Annotated in this window: 19 protein-coding genes; 2 read left to right on the top strand and 17 right to left on the bottom strand. The window is 64.0% G+C overall.

What is annotated here, in order from left to right:
* The 3 genes from H5P29_RS11125 to H5P29_RS11135 all read right to left on the bottom strand — a co-directional run bounded on the left by H5P29_RS11125 (position 1) and on the right by H5P29_RS11135 (position 2,856).
* The gene (locus H5P29_RS11125) at positions 1-666 is read right to left on the bottom strand and encodes a DUF1007 family protein (RefSeq protein ID WP_067958463.1); all 666 of its coding nucleotides are present in this window, start codon (positions 664-666) and stop codon (positions 1-3) included.
* Between the two features lie 77 nt (positions 667-743).
* Positions 744-1,652 carry a LysR family transcriptional regulator gene (locus H5P29_RS11130; protein WP_067958465.1) on the bottom strand — a complete coding sequence of 303 codons (909 nt, stop codon included), beginning with the start codon at positions 1,650-1,652 and terminating at the stop codon, positions 744-746.
* A 4-nt stretch (positions 1,653-1,656) separates the two neighbouring features.
* Positions 1,657-2,856 (bottom strand): amidase, encoded by a 1,200-nt coding sequence (locus H5P29_RS11135; RefSeq protein ID WP_154386464.1) that lies wholly within the window; start codon positions 2,854-2,856, stop codon positions 1,657-1,659.
* 549 nt (positions 2,857-3,405) lie between these two features.
* Here H5P29_RS11135 and odc2 point away from each other — a divergent pair.
* Positions 3,406-4,539, top strand: a complete 1,134-nt coding sequence (odc2, locus tag H5P29_RS11140) for an ornithine/lysine decarboxylase (protein WP_154386463.1) — start codon at positions 3,406-3,408, stop codon at positions 4,537-4,539.
* A gap of 116 nt (positions 4,540-4,655) precedes the next feature.
* The gene (locus H5P29_RS11145; protein WP_154386462.1) at positions 4,656-5,297 is read left to right on the top strand and encodes a GNAT family N-acetyltransferase; all 642 of its coding nucleotides are present in this window, start codon (positions 4,656-4,658) and stop codon (positions 5,295-5,297) included.
* 850 nt (positions 5,298-6,147) lie between these two features.
* Here the strand turns inward: H5P29_RS11145 and H5P29_RS11150 are convergent.
* From H5P29_RS11150 to H5P29_RS11215, 14 genes are all read right to left on the bottom strand, one after another.
* On the bottom strand, positions 6,148-6,492 hold the full coding sequence (locus H5P29_RS11150; protein ID WP_154386461.1) for a hypothetical protein: 345 nt from the start codon (positions 6,490-6,492) through the stop codon (positions 6,148-6,150).
* Between the two features lie 150 nt (positions 6,493-6,642).
* Positions 6,643-6,924, bottom strand: a complete 282-nt coding sequence (locus H5P29_RS11155) for an SCP2 sterol-binding domain-containing protein (RefSeq protein ID WP_067958475.1) — start codon at positions 6,922-6,924, stop codon at positions 6,643-6,645.
* A gap of 200 nt (positions 6,925-7,124) precedes the next feature.
* Positions 7,125-7,664 (bottom strand): hypothetical protein, encoded by a 540-nt coding sequence (locus H5P29_RS11160; protein WP_182575624.1) that lies wholly within the window; start codon positions 7,662-7,664, stop codon positions 7,125-7,127.
* Complete coding sequence (locus tag H5P29_RS11165) at positions 7,661-8,071, bottom strand: hypothetical protein (RefSeq protein ID WP_154386460.1); 411 nt, start codon at positions 8,069-8,071, stop codon at positions 7,661-7,663. The genes H5P29_RS11160 and H5P29_RS11165 overlap by 4 nt, the downstream gene beginning before the upstream one ends.
* A gap of 10 nt (positions 8,072-8,081) precedes the next feature.
* Positions 8,082-8,636: a rod-binding protein gene (locus H5P29_RS11170; protein ID WP_154386459.1), complete on the bottom strand. Its 555-nt coding sequence runs from the start codon at positions 8,634-8,636 to the stop codon at positions 8,082-8,084.
* Positions 8,637-8,697: 61 nt separating this feature from the next.
* Complete coding sequence (locus H5P29_RS11175) at positions 8,698-9,087, bottom strand: hypothetical protein (RefSeq protein WP_067958490.1); 390 nt, start codon at positions 9,085-9,087, stop codon at positions 8,698-8,700.
* A 3-nt stretch (positions 9,088-9,090) separates the two neighbouring features.
* Positions 9,091-9,843: a flagellar biosynthetic protein FliR gene (fliR, locus tag H5P29_RS11180; RefSeq protein ID WP_154386458.1), complete on the bottom strand. Its 753-nt coding sequence runs from the start codon at positions 9,841-9,843 to the stop codon at positions 9,091-9,093.
* A complete protein-coding gene (flhA, locus tag H5P29_RS11185) occupies positions 9,840-11,930 on the bottom strand; it encodes a flagellar biosynthesis protein FlhA (protein ID WP_067958496.1) in 2,091 nt (696 codons plus the stop codon). Before flhA ends, fliR begins: the two co-directional genes overlap by 4 nt.
* Positions 11,931-12,150: 220 nt before the next feature.
* Positions 12,151-13,794, bottom strand: coding sequence for an MFS transporter (locus H5P29_RS11190; protein ID WP_154386457.1), 1,644 nt, complete (start codon positions 13,792-13,794; stop codon positions 12,151-12,153).
* Positions 13,795-14,063: 269 nt separating this feature from the next.
* Entirely contained in the window at positions 14,064-14,330 is a 267-nt protein-coding gene (gene fliQ / locus H5P29_RS11195; RefSeq protein WP_067958500.1) for a flagellar biosynthesis protein FliQ, read from the bottom strand.
* The gene (gene flgD, locus H5P29_RS11200; RefSeq protein ID WP_154386456.1) at positions 14,327-14,740 is read right to left on the bottom strand and encodes a flagellar hook assembly protein FlgD; all 414 of its coding nucleotides are present in this window, start codon (positions 14,738-14,740) and stop codon (positions 14,327-14,329) included. The genes fliQ and flgD overlap by 4 nt, the downstream gene beginning before the upstream one ends.
* Complete coding sequence (gene flbT, locus H5P29_RS11205; protein ID WP_067958505.1) at positions 14,740-15,180, bottom strand: flagellar biosynthesis repressor FlbT; 441 nt, start codon at positions 15,178-15,180, stop codon at positions 14,740-14,742. The genes flgD and flbT overlap by 1 nt, the downstream gene beginning before the upstream one ends.
* Positions 15,177-15,524 carry a flagellar biosynthesis regulator FlaF gene (flaF, locus tag H5P29_RS11210; protein WP_154386455.1) on the bottom strand — a complete coding sequence of 116 codons (348 nt, stop codon included), beginning with the start codon at positions 15,522-15,524 and terminating at the stop codon, positions 15,177-15,179. Before flaF ends, flbT begins: the two co-directional genes overlap by 4 nt.
* 26 nt (positions 15,525-15,550) lie before the next feature.
* Positions 15,551-16,594 (bottom strand): flagellar hook-associated family protein, encoded by a 1,044-nt coding sequence (locus H5P29_RS11215; protein ID WP_067958510.1) that lies wholly within the window; start codon positions 16,592-16,594, stop codon positions 15,551-15,553.
* Positions 16,595-16,597 lie beyond the last annotated feature (3 nt).

The raw sequence follows: 16,597 nt of genomic DNA on the forward strand, positions 1-16,597 counted from the left end.
TCACCCCTTGGCTGGGCAGTTCAATTCCAGGCGCGTGGCAAAAATCTTGCTCATGTCGGTGCCCGACGGGTCGTTGAAGAACGCATCGGTCAGCTTCGACTGGTTCTGCGCGATTGCTTCGTCCGGGTCGGGCCGGACCACTGTCTTGGTGCAGATCGGGGGCAGGTCCGCGACGCTCAGATTGGTGTCTTCGGTGAAATCGATCGCCGTGTAGAAGGTCGGATCGTAGACGCCGAAATCGATCTTGCCGGCAAGCTTCAGCGGCTCCTTCGGCTCGGTCTCGAATAGGATGATGAGCTGCTGGTCCTCGAAATTGGCGACGAGATTGGCCGGCGGCTTCATGGCGATGTCCTTGCCGTCGACTGTCACGACCTGGAAGTAATTGTACTCGCCGATCGATTCGAACACCGTCTTGGAGACCTCGGCCAGTTCGCTGTCGTCGAGCTTGAGGTCGGAGTTCTTGTCGAACTCCATCAGCACCGTGCTGGAAAACAGGTCGTCGAAGCGCCAGAGATGCCTGAGCGATTTCACGGTCTTGTCGGGATTGAGCACGACGTCGAGCCGCGCTTCGGCGAAGACGTGCGGGTGAACGCTCGCCGGCACCGTCATGGTCAGCAAGGCCACTGCCGCCGTGGCTAGCGTCGTCTTGGAAATCTTCAGAATCATTGCTCCGGCGGCCCGACATGTTGGGTGATGCCGACAATTATCAGAAACCGGGCGAAAGTGGGACGGCGGCCGTTCAACTAAACGGCATGATTGCAGGGGTTGGTCTTGAACCATTGCACCAGGAAGTCGACGAAGACCCGGATCTTCGCCGGCAGGTAGCGCCGGTGCGGGTAGACGGCGAAGATGCCGCCGCCGCCGAGGCGGCGGTCGTCGAGCACCGGTACCAGCCGGCCGGAATCGAGATCGGGGGCGGCGATGAAATCGGGCAGGATGGCAAAGCCGAGTCCGGCAACGGCCGCGGCCCGCGCCGCCATCGGGCTGTTGACCTCCATCGGACCTGAGACCGATACGGTCATGACGTCGCCGGTCTCGCCGGAGAATGGCCAGTTCGACATGTATCGGCCGTTGGTGTCGATGATGCAGGGCACGTTGGCGAGATCCGCCGGTTTTGTCGGCATGCCGTATTTTTCGATCAGCTCGGGCGAGGCGCAGACCCGGATGCCGAACGGCGCCAAGCGCCGGGCGATCAGCGACGAGTTCTCCAGCCTGGAGATGCGGATGGCGAGGTCGAAGCCTTCCTCGACAAGATCGACGAAGCGGTCGTCGAGATGAATCTCGAGCACGATATCAGGATGTGCCTTGGCGAATTCGATCAGCGAGCGGCCGATCGGCGCGTCGGCAAAGGTGCGCGGCGCCGACAGCTTGACCCGGCCGCGCACGTCGCCCGAGGATTCGCGCACAGCATCGGCTAGGCTGTCGACCTCGCGGATGATCTCGGAGGCACGCCTGTAATAGGTATGGCCTGCCTCGGTCAGCGAAAACTGCCGTGTCGTGCGGTTGAGCAGCAGCGCGCCGAGTTCGTCCTCGAGCTCGCGCACATATTTGGACAGCAGCGCCTTGGAGCGGCCGATCTTGCGCGCGGCGGCGGAAAAGCCTTCGGCCTCGACCACGTCGATGAAGGCGCGCATGCGGGTGAGTGTGTCCATGGCATCAGTCCTTTGTGCCGGCAGTGTCGAGCACGCGGCGTCCCAACCGGATCAGCGCGAGATCGCTGCCGGCCGGGCCGAGCAGCGACAGCCCGAACGGCGCGCCGTCGACCGTGCCGATCGGCAGCGTTATCTGGGGGAAGCCCGACAGGCCGGACAGGCAGAGCAGCATCAAAGCGCGCTCGCGATAGGCGAGAAGTTCGTCATGGCTGCCGCTGGCCAGGGGCGCGGCTCCCGGTACCGTCGGCAGGACCAGAATGCCGTCCGTGCCGAGCAGCACGCCCAGCTCCTGGCGAAACGCGTCGCGCCTTTCGATCTCGGCGGCATAGTCTGACGCGGAAATGGTGGCGCCGAACTCAAAACGCTCCTTGACGCCCGGCCCGAGGCCACGATCTCCGGAAGCGATCCAGGCTCCATGCTCTTGCCAGGCCTCGAAGGCCTGGATCTTGCGGAAGCACCAATAGAGCTCGTCTGATGAAAAAGAGAGAGGGCCAGCCTTGGCGATCAGGCCAAGGGCGGTTCCGGCACGCCGGCGCATCCGCTGGTACTCTGCCGCTTCATCCGGGCCGGTCGGCAGGCTGTCGAGCCAGTCGAGCGCCACGGGCCTTTTCAGCTGGCCGCGATGGGCGTCCTCGCCGATGAGCAGCTTCGCCACGGTCTCATAGACGTCGATATCGGGTGCGAACCAGCCGAATGTGTCGAGGCTCGGCGCCAGCTTCATCGCGCCGTCGAGCGAAATCAGCCCATGTGTGGTGCGCAGGCCGATCAGTCCGCAGAAGCTCGCCGGTGCCCGGATCGAGCCGCCGGTGTCGGAGCCTATGGCGATGTCGGCGAGCATGCCGGCGACCGCCGCAGCCGAGCCCGACGACGAACCGCCGGTAACGCGGTCCGGCGCGGCGGGATTGATCGGGTGCGGGAAGTGCGCGTTCTGGCCCATCAGCGAGAAGGCAAGTTCGTCGGTCTGGGTCTTGCCGACGAATCGCGCGCCGGCATCAAGCAGGATCTGTATCGCAGGCGCGGTTCTTGTGGCTGTTTCGGCGCTTGCAGCCTTTGCCGGGTTGCCGCAGCCGGTTTTGTGGCCGGCGACGTCATAGATATCCTTGACTGCCAGCCGAAGCCTCGCCAAGGACCCGGTTTTCGCATTTAAAACAGGTGCTTGCGGCACATCGAGAAAAGCGTTGAAGCGGTCGGATGTGCCGGTCATCGTTCGAAGCCTGTTTACGATGTCTCCAACATTGTTCGATGGTTGAATTTTTTCAACCCGCCATGAGATTTTAATTGATTGTGACGGTGACGAGCCATATATCCGCGCTTGCCCAAAGTCGCACGTGCCTGTGGGTGTCCGCCGATCCCTCGAATGGCGAGGAAATCGGTAAGGTAACTGGAGCTAACCCCTCCAGTCGATTTGGCGGCCAACCGCAAAATCGAGGACACCTTGAAGCAACGACGGTGCGGGCCTTTCTGGTTCTCTTCCGGCTGTCCAAAAGCCGGGGTTACTGAAGAGGCACACCTTCATTGCCGGCAGTGCGGAACGGGTCTTCCCATTTCCAAGCCAAGGCAGACAAAGCGAACCGAAGCCGGGCTGGCTCAGGTTCATCGCCGCGTGAAGCGCATTTGTGGTTCCAGGGTCTCCACAGGCTGGATCCATCAAATAGCGGTCATGTCTTTGTCCACCGTGGGATTCCGCGGCCGGGAACGGCCGTCCCGCAGCTTGATGATTTTTGCGCGGCAGGACCGCGCGATGGAGAGACCTATGGCCACTCAGCGCATCCTCGACTTCCTCGCCACCCGACGTCCGTCCGGCCCTTGCCTGGTCGTCGACCTCGATGTCGTGCGCGACAATTTCCGCGCCTTCGAGAAGGCGATGCCTGAGTCCAAGGTCTACTACGCTGTCAAGGCAAACCCGGCGCCTGAGATCCTGCGCCTGCTCGCCGGCATGGGCTCGTCCTTCGACACCGCTTCGGTCGCCGAAATCGAGATGGCTATGGATGCCGGCGCCCCGGCCGAGCGCATCTCCTTCGGCAACACCATCAAGAAGGAGCGTGACATCGCACGTGCCTTCGAACTCGGCATCCGCCTGTTCGCCGTCGACTCTGTCGAAGAGGTCGAGAAGGTGGCGCGTGCCGCTCCCGGCTCCCGCGTGTTCTGCCGCGTGCTCACCGACGGCGAAGGCGCCGAATGGCCGCTGTCGCGCAAGTTCGGCTGTGTGCCCGCAATGGCCGTCGACGTGCTGCGCGTTGCCAAGTCGCTCGGCCTCGATGCCTTTGGCGTGTCGTTCCATGTCGGCTCGCAGCAGACCGACCTGACGGCCTGGGATCGTGCGCTTGCTGACGCCAAGAAGGTGTTCGCCAAGCTCGCCGAAGAAGGCATCATGCTCGGCATGGTCAACATGGGCGGCGGCTTCCCGACGCGCTACCTGCGCGACGTGCCGGCGGCCCAGGCCTATGGCCAGGCGATCTTCGAGGCGCTGTCCAAGCACTTCGGCAACAACATCCCGGAGACCATCATCGAGCCGGGTCGCGGCATGGTCGGTAACGCCGGCGTCATCAAGTCGGAAGTCGTGCTGATCTCCAAGAAGGCCGACAACGACAATGTGCGCTGGGTGTTCCTCGACATCGGCAAGTTCGGCGGTCTCGCCGAGACGATGGACGAGGCGATCCGCTACCCGATCGTGACCGACCGCGACGGCGACGAGGTGGCACCTTGCGTGCTCGCCGGCCCAACCTGCGACTCGGCCGACGTGATGTATGAAAAGACACCGTACCCGCTGCCCCTGTCGCTGACCATCGGCGACGAGGTGCTGATCGAGGGTACCGGCGCCTATACCACGACCTACTCGTCTGTCGCCTTCAACGGCTTCGAGCCTCTCCGATCCTACGTGATCTGACGGCTCGAAACGGCGCCTGGCGCCGGAGCCGTTCAGATCACCCCGGCGGGCGTGCCTCTGCACGCCCGATCGGGTTCGCTTGTGGAACAGATCTCCGCTCGTGAAGGATCGCGGAAATGAACGTTGAAGAAATTGCCAAAATCTTGCCCGACATCGTGATCGTGGCTGAAACCCGGGCCGACATCGCCGCGCGCGAGGTACTGCTTGACCGTGCCATGGGCCCGAAGCGGCGCAAGAAGTCGTCGGAGAAGCTGCGCCGCGGTCGCCGCCCATCCGAGGGCCTGGCGCTGGTCGCGCGCGATGCCAAGGGCTCGGTCGTAGGCACCGTGCGGCTGTGGGACGTGCGGCTGGGCGAGGGCGGTCCTGCTGCGCTGCTGCTCGGCCCGCTCGCCGTCGATCCGGCGGCAAAGGGCACCGGCATCGGCTCGGCGCTGATGCGCCTGGCTATCGCCGAAGCCTCCCGCCTTGGCCACCGCGTCATCCTGCTCGTTGGCGACGCGCCATACTATGCGCGTTTCGGCTTCTCCGCCGCGAAGACCGGCCAGCTTGCCATGCCCGGCCCCTATGAGCGCGACCGCTTCCTCGCGCTGGAACTCGTTTCCGGTGCGCTCGACGGCGCCAAAGGCGTGCTCAAGGCGGCCGGGCGCAAGCTCGGCGCCCCGGCGCGCAGGGCGGACTCGACGTTCGGTAAGGGCGGTGCGGGATCGGAAAACGCTGGCGTGTCCTTTGCGCGTCCGACGGGCCGTGCCGCACTCTAGCCGGAGTGTCCGCCCGGCTGCCTGAGGTGAACCGGAACGCGTTATCTCCAGGCCGAAATACGGCCTGGCGCAGCCGGGAAACAGGTCGGCGACGGCGTTCTCTCCTTGACGCAGGCGATTGACGGCTGCGGCGATTGCGGCAACAGCGAGGGCCGCTGTTGGCTTGTGGTGTGCTCGTCACTCAACTCGACTGCCGAGACAAGGTAGCCGCAGCCCGACAGCGGCATAACGCAAGCCATGACCATTGCCACTGCTGCAAGGCGGTTTCGACGCACTTTCGACTCCACGTCGGCTATGGGACGGGCAAAGCGCCGTGCCTCGACGAGGCACGGCGCCGTCGCTCACTGGTTGGTGGTGTAGTACTGGTCGCCGCCACGGTGTGGCCGCCGCCTGTCGTCGCAATGGGAATGCCGCGGGCGACCATATTCCTGGGTGCAGAAGATCGGCTCCGAGAATGGCGGGCGTGGTGCACGGGGTGGGCGTGGCGGCATTGGCGGCACAGGTGGGCGGGGGTGACAGCGCGGCTGATCTCCGCCATGACGCCGCGGATCCCGCGTGTAGTTGTCGCCATGGCGCGGCGGGTAGCGAGTGTAATCGCCGCCGTGGCGCGGCGGATAGCGCGTGTCGTCCCAGCGCGGCGGGCCGTGGCGATCGTCCACGCAGCCTGCGAGCGTAAGCACGCTCAGGGTCGCAGCCAGGGCAATCAGTCGATTTCGATTCACAGGACACTCCGGCTGGAATTGACCGGGGCGATGTGGGCTTCAATTGTTGTGGGGACATTACCGGGCCGCCGGGGTCGGACCTTTGTCCCTCACGAATGAGAAAGGCCGGGCGAGCCCGGCCCTTGCAGTCAGTCGTTGGAGAAGCGGCGCGGTCGCGGCCGGTCGATGCAATCGGGCGACGGCGTCGTTGCCGGTCCGCCTCGGCAGTCGAGCGGTTCACTGCTGGGACGCGGCGGCGGGCCATGCCTGGGGTATTCGCGCGGCCCATCCCAATTGCGCGGCCCGCGCGGCCCATCCCAATTGCGCGGCCCGCGCGGACCATCCCAGCTACGGGGCCCGCCTCTGGGGCCGTCCCAGCTGCGCGGCCCGTGCCTGGGACCGTCCCAGTCGCGGCCATAGCGGTCGTCCACGCAGCCGGCGAGGGCGACGACGCACAGGGTCGCGGCCAATGCGGCCAGTCGATTTCGGGTCATATGATACTCCACGTCGCAAAATCGTCCCTGGCGAGCGATGTGGACCACGTGCATTACGGTTGCATTGCGTGTGTGTCGAAAGTGCGTGGGTTGCATAGAAAAAGCCCGGCGTCACCGCCGGGCTTTTCCAATTCCGATGGTCTTGTCGGCTTAGAGCAGCTGGCTCAGGCCCATGGCCACCGACATGTCGCCCTCGACCTTGATCTTGCCGGTCATGAACGCCATCGTCGGGTTGAGCTCGCCTGCGATCAGCGACTCGAGATCGTCGAGCGACAGCTTGATGGTGCAGTCGGCCGGGCCATCGGTCGTCGACAGGGTGGTGCCATCGATGACGATGACGCCGTCGCTGCCGGTGTCGAACTTGATCGAGCGGCCAAAGCCGGCGCTCTCCACCTTCGCCTTGATCTTGTCTGCGACTGCCTGAATGCTCATGGCTCTCTCCTGGTCTTTCCTGAAAGGCGCTTTGCGCCCGGCCTCCCCGGACCAATCCGGACGAGCCGGCCATGTCACAGGACTGCAATTCCTATAACTGGTCCTATAACTGGCATCTTACGTTTACGTCAACGTAGAATTGGCTGGCGATGGTCACGCGACGTGGCGCGAAAGGCAGCCAATTTGGCTGCCTGTCGGGTTCAATGTGCTTTGGCCGGGCCTGCTTCGGCTGGCTTTGCCGCCTCGGCCTCTGCTGCGGCAGCAGCCGATTCACGCTGGCGCACGGCATTGTCGCGGACATCGTCGGGGGTCAGGAAGTCGATCTGCTCGACCATTACCTCGTGGATCAGCTTCGAACCGACACGGGCGTTGATGGCGTCGCGGATGCCGTTGCGAAAGCCGTCCAGATCGAGCTTCTCATATGCGGTGAAGTCGATCTGCGGATTGCCGTAGAGATAGGAATAGACCTGATCGACAAGCAGCGAGGCCATCGGCACCGATAGCTTTCCGACTTCCTTGGGTTCGACCGTGTACACGAGGCGCGTCAGGAAATAGCCGTGCACGCGCTCACCTTTGAGCAACGGCACCGAAATGACGTCGGTCTTGACATAGTCGAGACCGCCGAGCAGCGGCATCTGCTCTTCGGTCGCCGGCAGGTTGGCGGCGGCCTGGAACGAATAGAAGACCGAGCCGAGGGTCACGGCGACAATCCACAGCGCCGCCGCGATGAACTTGATCACCGCGCCCACCCGAATTCGTTTGCCGAATAGGTGCCGTCCGCTTCGGAGCGCTGGATGGCGTCGCGGAGCAGGGAGGCGACTTCACTGACGGCGCTGAGATGAGCGAGGATCGCACGTTCATTGGCGACGAGCTTGTCGCGCAGGCGTTCGACACCGACCTTGAGCTCGCTCGGGTAGTCGCCCTCGACCAGGCCCTTGGTGGCGCGGGTCAGTTCGTAGAGATAGCGGCTCTTGCGGGCGTTCGATGCCTTGATGTCGAAATGGACGTCGGTGCGGATCGCAGCGGTCTCTTCTTCGACCGCATCCTCGATCCGGCTGATGATGGCCGCGACGTTGCCCGGGCGGGCAGCGTCGATGAGATCGGCCGTCACCGGCAGGTTCGTCCTGTATTCGGAGAGATCCGACATATCTTATCCTCTACGATTTTGTGTCAGTGGCGGAGGCGGCATCGTCGCTTCCCAGCGAGCGCACCATCTTCCGCTGCAATTCCTGAATGAGCGCAGTGGCCTGGCTCATTTGTTCATCGAGTGCCGCCTTTTCAGGCCCGCCAGCGACGCCGCTGACCGGCACCACCTGCTCGTCCTTGATGTAGTGGTCGCGCATAACGGTCTTGGCGATACCGATGCCGCCGGCTTCGGCGGTCTGGTTGGCGAGATGCTCGGCCATCATCGACTTCCACATGTCGCCGGCCATGCCCTTGCCGTACACGCTTTCGGTGTTCTTCGGCATCATGTTGCCGATGAAGGTTTGCAGGACCATTGCCTCGAACTTCTTCATCGACGCATCGGCCGAGGTCTTGTCCGGCTGGCGCGTGACACCGCCGGTGACGGCGGCTTCGGTGAGCAAAAATGTTCCGGCCGGGGCCGCGCTGGCGGTCCGGTTGGCAAGCGCCGCGCGCGCAGCCTGGATGCCTGATGGCTCGACGGCCTTGGCTACATCCAGAATGATGTCACTGGGTGGGGAGATGGCCAAAGCGGCTCGCCTTTCCGGGTTACGTTACTGCTGATTGTGGAGGGTCAAGCTTGCGGCAACCTTACTTGTCTTCAGCCGACTTTCTTTCAATGATTTCGAGACGTTCGCGGTCGGCGCTGTCACGCTCATCCTGACGGCGGACCTCGCGGTAGGCGCGCTCGACCATGTTGGTGCGGGCGGTGGCAGTGGCGATCTTGCCGACCTCGACATTGGCGAGGCCGAGATTGAGCTGCTTCTTGTCGATCGCCTCCTTGATGCGGCGATGGTAGAGCTCAGGGAACAGCTGGGAGATGCCTTCGGTGCTGTCGAAGCTGTCCGACAGCGATTGCGCCTCGGCTTCGGCGGCAATCGCATTGGCGACAAAACCGGCATGGCGCGTCTCGTGCAGCGCCTTGAGCTGCTCCTGCACGGCTACCAGCTTCTTCAGGCGATCCCTGCGCGACGCGGCCATTCCTTACCTTCCCACGGTGATGTCGACGAAGCCGTCGGCAAACAGGCTGAGCATGGTGGCGATGCCGAAATACATCAGCACCAGGCCACCGGCGACGACGAAGGGCAGCGAGATGAAGTAGACCGGGATCTGCGGCGTCAGCTTGTTGACGAAGCCGATCGTCAGGTTGATCAGGATGGCATAGGCGACGAAGGGGCTGCCCAGCCTCAGCACCACCATGAAGCTTTCCGACAGCGTGTCGGTGACGTCGACGAGGGCTGCCTGCGGATTGAAGAACATGTTGACCGGCGCGACCTGGTAGGAGGCGACCAGTGCGCGGATGATCTCGTGGTGGAAATTGAAGGCAAACAGCAGGATCAGCGCCGCGATCGAGATGATCGAGGCAAGCGCTGCCTGGGGCTCGTTTTCCTCGATCGCGTGGCCGCCGACACCGCCGAAGCCGATCAGCATGGCGATCGCCGAGCCCATGAACATCAGCGCCAGGATGTAGAGCCTGGCCATCAGCCCGATCAGGCCGCCGATCAGAAGCTCGGATGCGATCATCGGCACCAGCACGCCGGGACGAGCGTCGACGAACGGGAAGATCTGGTCCCAGAGGTGGATCAGCAGCCCGCCGGTGGCGGCGACGGCGACGAACAGCCTGACATGCATCGGCACGCGCACGCTGGAGATTCCGGGCATCAGCATGAAACAGGCGCCGATGCGACAGAAGGCCAGGAACGCCCCAAGGACCATGCCTTGCGCGGCGGCATTCATGAGACGGTACCGAGCACGCGCAGTTCGACGCCCTTGGCGATCTCGACATGGCTGAGCACCGGCAGGGTCGGAAACAGCCTTTCGATGATCATGCGGACATAGGGACGTGCGTCGGGTGCGGTGACGATCACGAAACGCTCACCGGTTTCGAGATGCGTGCGGATCGCCTTGGAGGCTTCCTGGCCGAATTCCTCGAGCTGGCGCGGATCGATGTCGAACTCGCGCACTTCGCCCTTGGCGTCGCGCTTGAGGCTCTGGTGGAAAGCGAGATCCCAGCGGTTGCCGAGGCGCAGCACCTTGAGCACGCCGCCTTCGCTCAAGTCGCCGCAGATCTGCTGCGCCATGCGGATTCGGACGTGCTCGACGATCTGCTCGGTGCGGCGGACATGCGGCGAGATCTCGGCGATTGCCTCGATGATGAGGTGCAGGTTGCGGATCGAGACGCGCTCGGCGAGCAGAAGCTTGAGCACCGCCTGCAGGCCGGGATAGGTGATGTGCGAGGTGCAGATCTCGTCGGCGAGCTTGCGGTATTCGGGGTCCTGGCGCTCGAGCAGCGCCTTCATGTCCTTGTAGGACAGGAGCTGCGGCAGGTTGTTGCGGATCACTTCGGAGAGATGGGTGAGCAGCACCGACATGTTGTCGGCGAAGGTGAACTGCTCGCGCTTCAGGTCCTCGGCGAAGGAATCGAGCACCGAGAAGGCGCGCATACCGAAAGCCGGTTCGCGCACTTCCTCGCCCGGAATGTCTGGCAGATCCCGCGAGCCGAGCAGCACCATGATTTCGCCGACGCGCATCTGGTATTCGGCGACGACGGTGCCGTGCACCTTGATCTGGTAGCTCTTGGGCGGAATCGAGAAGTCGTCGGTCATGCGCACTTCCGGCACGACGAAGCCGTACTGGGTGGCGAACTTCTTGCGCATCTTCGACATGCGGAAGGCGAGTTCCTGATGGGTAGCGAGCAGGCGCGTCGACAGCTGCTTGCCGATCAGCAGCTCGATCTCGGCGGTGGCGAGCGATGCCTTGACCGAGTTCTTTTCCTCTTCGACCTTGTCGGCCTCGACCTGCTCCCTTTCAGCGTCGACCTCGGCCATGCGGCGCTTGTGCTGCATCGGGATGAAGTAGCCGAGTGCTGCCATGGCAACGGCAAGCGAGAGGAACGGCAACATCGGCAGACCGGGCACGAGCGAGAGCAGAAACAGCAGGCCGGCGGCGACATAGAGCGCGCGTGGATAGGCGCCGAGCTGGCCGAACACCGCCTGGTCGGCCGATCCACGGGTGCCGCCCTTGGAGACGAGCAGGCCGGCGGCGAGCGAGACGATGAGCGCCGGGATCTGGGTGACGAGGCCGTCGCCCACCGACAGCTTGATGAACACGTCAGCGGCTTCGCCCATGCCCATGTCGTGGCGGAAATAGCCGATGGCGATACCACCGACGATGTTGATGGCGGTGATCATCAGGCCGGCGATGGCGTCGCCTCGGACGAATTTCGAGGCACCGTCCATCGAGCCGAAGAAGGAGCTTTCTTCTTCCAGTTCGCGGCGGCGCAACTGCGCTGTCTTGTCGTCGATCATGCCGGCCGACAGGTCGGCGTCGATCGACATCTGCTTGCCGGGAATGGCGTCGAGGGTGAAGCGGGCGCCGACTTCGGCGATACGCGTCGCACCCTTGGTGATGACGATGAAGTTCACCACGATCAGGATCAGGAACACGATCAGGCCGATGACGAAGTCGCCGGACATGACGAGGTTCGAGAAGCCCGAAATGACGTAGCCGGCGGCATGCGTGCCTTCATTGCCATGCGACAGAATCATGCGCGTGGTGGCGATGTTGAGCGACAGGCGCAGCATCGTGGCGATCAGCAGGATGGTCGGGAACGACGAGAAGTCGAGCGGGCGCTGGATCCACAGCGCGACCATCAGGATCAGCACCGAAATGGCGATCGAGAAGGCAAGGCCGACGTCGATCAGGAAGGCCGGGATCGGCAGGAACAGGACGGCGAGGATGATGACGATGCCGACGGCGAAAAAGACGTCGCGTCCGTTCCTGGCTGGAACGCCTGCGCCTGAAATGGTTTCGCTGATCGCCATTGATGCTTCCGATCGAATCCCGCCGCGCGCCAATGCCACGGCTTCCTGACCCTATTGCGCCAAGCTTGCGCGAGGGTGGGAGGCAGGCGAAAAGATCTGGCAGCTGGCACGCAACGGAGCTTCGACGGGCGCCTTTTTATGCCAATCTTCGGCGTCGAAGGACCGCGCGATGGAGCTGGCAAGGAGGGCAGGCTTCGCGACGGTCGCTGCGGCCTTACGCCTAATGCAGCTCGATATGCCCCTTGTGACTGCCGAGGGCTGCCGCCAGGCTGGTGGGGCGTTCGATCAGGCGGTGGACGCGCGGTGGCTGGGGGCCGCTGTGCAAGGCGCGCAGCTTGTCGCCGATGACGGCGTCGGCGTGGGTGGCGCGCTGGTTGTGGCGGATGTATTCGAGCCAGGTCGGGGTGTGGTAGGTTTCGACCCAGATCTCGGGGTTTTCAAGGTCGCGCGCCAGCACCCAGTTGCGGGCGCCGTCACGGCGGCGGACACGGCGGCGCTCGGTCATGGCGTCGAGGAAGGCCGGTACATCTTCTTCGCGGATGATGAATTCGATCGAGATGACGATGGGCCCCGAACGCGGCCGGACGTCGAGCGCCAGGTGTGGTTCGCGGAAGCGGTTGAGCGGGTCGAGGTTGAGCGCTGTGTGCTCGGGCAGCGGCAGCAGGAAGCCGATCGCCGCACCGACCAGCATGACGATGCCGGCAACGATCAGGGCGGTGGCCGCGCCGTTGCTTTCGGCGACGAGACCCCAGATCCAACTGCCCAGCGCCATGCCGCCGAAGGTTGCCATCTGGTAGATCGACAGCGCCCGGCCGACGACCCAGCGTGGGGTCGACATCTGCACGGTGATGTTGAAGTGCGAAAGCGCAAGCACCCAGCAGGCGCCGCCGACGAGCAGGCCGGCCGAGGTGAGCCAGGCATTGGAGCTGAAGGCGGCGATCCAGCTGCAGAGGGCGAAGCCGAGAAAGGCCGAGCGCACGATGGTTTCGCTCGTCATGCTGCTGCGGATGCGGCCGCTGATCAGCGCGCCGCCGACCGCGCCGACACCGAAGGCGCCGAGCATGATGCCGTAGGTCAGCGGGCCGCCGGCGACGAGGTCGCGGGCAACCAGCGGCAGCAGTGCCTGGATGACGACGGCGGTGAAGCCGAAGGCGAAGCTGCGCAGCAGCACCTTGCCGATGTTGGGCGACATGGCGACGTAGCGCAGGCCTGCACCCATGGCCTGGCCGAGCGTTTCGCGTGGCAGCGGGTTTGCCGGATATTGCGGGCGCCAGCGAAACAGTACGAAGATGATGGCGAAGTAGCTCAGCGTGTTGACGGCGAAGGCGGCCGCAGCACCTGCGGTGGCGACGATGATGCCGCCGATGGCCGGGCCGACGCTGCGCGTCATGTTGAAGCCCATCGAGTTGAGCGCGACGGCCGCCGGCATCACCGTGCGGGGCACCATGTCGCCGACGGAGGCCTGCCAGGACGGGTTGTTAAGTGCGGTGCCGCAACCAATGAGGAAGGTGAAGGTGAGCAGCAGCCAGGGCGTGATCAGGCCGAGATAGGCAAACAGCGTCAGCGCCGCCGAGACGGCGAACATGAAGCACTGCGCGGTCAGCATGACGCGGCGGCGGTCGTAGCTGTCGGCGAGTGCGCCCGACGCGAGCGAAAACAGCATGATCGGCAGGGAGATCGAGGCCTGGACCAGCGCCACCATGTCGGAGGAGGTGGCGATCGAGGTCATCAACCAGGCGGCTCCGACAGACTGGATCAGACTGCCGAAATTCGAAGCCAGGCTGGCGAACCAGACGGAACGGAAAATGCCGTGCTTGAAGGGCGCGAGCGCCGAACCTTGCTCGTACTGGTGGTCGTCGTCCATGCGCCAAGCCGGCTGAGCCGGGTGCCCTCGTGTGATTTGCCGCTACGGCGCCAAGCCTCCTTCGGGAGGCGCAAAGGACGCCGTGGCCCTCCTGTGGATGCACGACCTGTTCGGGGAATCGATTTCGATCATGCAGGAATGACTAGACCATGATCGGCTGGCCGGGTGAACCCATTTGTACGATGCCGGCATGGTCCAGTGGCGGCGCGGCTAAGGTCCACAGGGACGGTCTCAGGTCGCGGTGCGCGAACAGGCTTGCCACGCAGCCATCAGAAGCCGTTTTCGATGCGCTCGAAGATGACGTTGGTGAAGCTGGAAATCTGGGCGCCGATAAACGGGCCGGTCAGCGCCACCACCAGGAAGATGGCGACGATCTTGGGCACGAAGGTGAGCGTGATTTCCTGGATCTGGGTCAGGGCCTGGATCAGGGCGATGCCGACGCCAACCAGCATGGCTGCCGCCACCGCGGGCGCGGAGGCAGTCAGCACCGTCCAGATGGCGAACTGGACAAGGTCGAGGGCATCGGCTTCGTTCACGCGGCAGCCTTGACCTTGACGCCCGCGACGACCGCGACGGTCTTGCCGTCGGACAGCACGGCGGTGACGCCGTCCTTGGCGAGACGGACCTCGGTGACCGTGCCCGACGTCTTGCCGTCGGCCGAAGTGATGTTGCGGCCGATCAGGGCGTCTGCCTGGGCGAGCGCCGAGGACTGCAGGATCTGGTCGAGGCGCGCATTCATCTGCACCGACTGCTCGACCTGCGAGAAGGTGGCGAGCTGCGCCACATATTCGGTCGATTCCATCGGCTTGGTCGGGTCCTGGTTCTTCATCTGCGCCATGAGCAGCTTGAGGAAGGACTGGTAGTCGACCTGCGTCTTGGAGCCGGTCGACTTGTTGGCGCCGGTGTTGGAGCCGACAGGCGGCGTCACGGAGAAATCGATGGGCATCAGAATCTGCCTCCGGCTGCGCGGGCGGGTTGCACCGTTGCCGTCTCTTCGCCGGCGATGATGCGCTGTTCGAGTGGATAGAGGGAGCGGATGGTCTTCAGCGCCTCGTAGACATGATCCTCGGCAACGAGGCGGTCGACATGCTTCAGGCTGGAGAGGATTTCCGCATTGTCGAAGGTGGCGAGCAGCAGCGGCAGCGAGCGGCGGAACATGTCGCGCGCCTGGACCGCGCCGATCGGATCGACCAGCATGACCTGCAGGATGAAGTAGAGCTGGCGCAGCGGCGTCGAGGCCTGCTCGGGTTGCAGCACATGGCTTTCGAGCAGGAACTGCACGTCGTTGAGCAGTTCGAGCGAGACCTTGCGGTCGGCGCGCACCACGGCACCGTTGATGTAGATCTTCTCGTTGGCCTTCAGCGAGATCTTGAGCGTGTTTTTCATTGTATGCCGTCGCGGATGATTTGCGAGACCTCGATCAGGCCCTCGAAGCTTTCGGAGCGGCCCTGGCGGATGTCTTCTGACTCGCGTAGCAGCCACAGGCCGATCGAAATGAGGTTGGCGCGGAGCTCCTTGGGGAGAGCATTCTCGGGGTTGCCGAGATCGTCCATCAGGGAGGTCCAGACGCGGTTGGTGAAGTTCAGTGCGGCGATCGCCTCGTTGGAATTGGCTCCGGCTTCGCTGGCCCTTATCAGCATGTCGATTGAGCGGCTGAGAAGCTGACGTTCGCGATCCCGCGCATCGGCGACGGAGTCGGTCTGAATGTCGGCATAGGAGAATTGATACATATGCGTCCCGTTTGTTGCCGTTCAGGTCAGAGGTAATTCATCAGGCTGAGCTTCTGGATACGTGCCGTCAATGCGTAGGATCTCTCGATCATCGAAATCAGGTCGCTGACGCGTGTCGCCGCCTTTTCGGGGTTGACGCCCTCGGTGTTGATGATGTGGCGCTCGAACAGGTCCATCTGCATCTTGATGCGATCGGTGGCGTTGGTGACGCGCTGCTCGATGATGCCGGTCTGCGATTCCAGCTGGCCTATGTCGCTGATGGCGCTGCCGATAATCGACACGGCGCGGGTGACCAGCGCGCCGCGGGCCGCAGCGCCGACATTGGAATCGAGCAGGTCGCTGACCATGGCGGCGGCCATGGCGACCTTACGGATGCCGGCATTGTTGGCGCTGACCGAGGACTCGGTGGTTTCGTTGAGCGTGATGCGGCTGGTGATGCCCTGGTCGGTGGCATTGGAGAAATTGGCCTGCCAGCCGGCGCCGAGGAACATCGGCTCGACGACCGAGGTCATGAAAGTGTCCATCTGGGTGGCCGAGATCGACTGCGCCGCCGGATCGTTCTGCGTGAAGCCGAAATGTGTCTGGAAGGCAGTGTCGAATGCCGCCTTGGCCGGCGAGCCGGCCTTGAATTCGTTGATCGGCTTGACGTCGGTGTTGGTGCCGGCAAACAGATATTCGCCGTTGAGGCTGGTGTTGAGCACCGAGGTCAACGTGTCGAGCGTGCCGCGCGCCGCCTTCTGGGTCAGCGCGTAGGCGGCATCACCGGAGGAACTGCTGGTCAGGCTGGCAAGGAAGGTCTGTGCGGCCTTGCCGACCTCGTTGAGCGACTTCTGCGTCGCTGACAGGCGCGACGACACCAGGCCGTTGCTGTCGACAATGCCATCGAGGCGCTCGAGGTCGCGATGGAGTGTGACCGACTGCGCGGTGCGGGCGCCAAGTGCCAAGCCGGTGTCGGCGACAAAGCCGGAGCTGGCCTCCTTCTGCGCCTTGATGAGCTCGGACTGCTGGCGCAGCATCGAGTAGCGCAGGGCGCTGGTGACCGCGGAGGAGGAGACGAACGTCGCTTTCATCGC

This window comes from Aminobacter sp. MDW-2 (assembly GCF_014250155.1).
Taxonomy (GTDB): Bacteria; Pseudomonadota; Alphaproteobacteria; order Rhizobiales; family Rhizobiaceae; genus Aminobacter; species Aminobacter ciceronei.

Bases quoted from the DNA above. Each gene is read 5' to 3' on its own strand.
- H5P29_RS11165 (WP_154386460.1), bottom strand. From the start codon at position 8,071: ATGTCGGATCTCTCCGAATACAGGACGAACCTGCCGGTGACGGCCGAT.
- H5P29_RS11155 (WP_067958475.1), bottom strand. From the start codon at position 6,924: ATGAGCATTCAGGCAGTCGCAGACAAGATCAAGGCGAAGGTGGAGAGC.
- fliR (WP_154386458.1), bottom strand. From the start codon at position 9,843: ATGAATGCCGCCGCGCAAGGCATGGTCCTTGGGGCGTTCCTGGCCTTC.
- H5P29_RS11175 (WP_067958490.1), bottom strand. From the start codon at position 9,087: ATGGCCGCGTCGCGCAGGGATCGCCTGAAGAAGCTGGTAGCCGTGCAG.
- H5P29_RS11130 (WP_067958465.1), bottom strand. From the start codon at position 1,652: ATGGACACACTCACCCGCATGCGCGCCTTCATCGACGTGGTCGAGGCC.
- flgD (WP_154386456.1), bottom strand. From the start codon at position 14,740: ATGCCCATCGATTTCTCCGTGACGCCGCCTGTCGGCTCCAACACCGGC.
- H5P29_RS11135 (WP_154386464.1), bottom strand. From the start codon at position 2,856: ATGACCGGCACATCCGACCGCTTCAACGCTTTTCTCGATGTGCCGCAA.
- H5P29_RS11145 (WP_154386462.1), top strand. From the start codon at position 4,656: ATGAACGTTGAAGAAATTGCCAAAATCTTGCCCGACATCGTGATCGTG.
- H5P29_RS11190 (WP_154386457.1), bottom strand. From the start codon at position 13,794: ATGGACGACGACCACCAGTACGAGCAAGGTTCGGCGCTCGCGCCCTTC.
- odc2 (WP_154386463.1), top strand. From the start codon at position 3,406: ATGGCCACTCAGCGCATCCTCGACTTCCTCGCCACCCGACGTCCGTCC.
- flbT (WP_067958505.1), bottom strand. From the start codon at position 15,180: ATGAAAAACACGCTCAAGATCTCGCTGAAGGCCAACGAGAAGATCTAC.
- flaF (WP_154386455.1), bottom strand. From the start codon at position 15,524: ATGTATCAATTCTCCTATGCCGACATTCAGACCGACTCCGTCGCCGAT.
- H5P29_RS11215 (WP_067958510.1), bottom strand. From the start codon at position 16,594: ATGAAAGCGACGTTCGTCTCCTCCTCCGCGGTCACCAGCGCCCTGCGC.
- H5P29_RS11125 (WP_067958463.1), bottom strand. From the start codon at position 666: ATGATTCTGAAGATTTCCAAGACGACGCTAGCCACGGCGGCAGTGGCC.
- H5P29_RS11150 (WP_154386461.1), bottom strand. From the start codon at position 6,492: ATGACCCGAAATCGACTGGCCGCATTGGCCGCGACCCTGTGCGTCGTC.
- flhA (WP_067958496.1), bottom strand. From the start codon at position 11,930: ATGGCGATCAGCGAAACCATTTCAGGCGCAGGCGTTCCAGCCAGGAAC.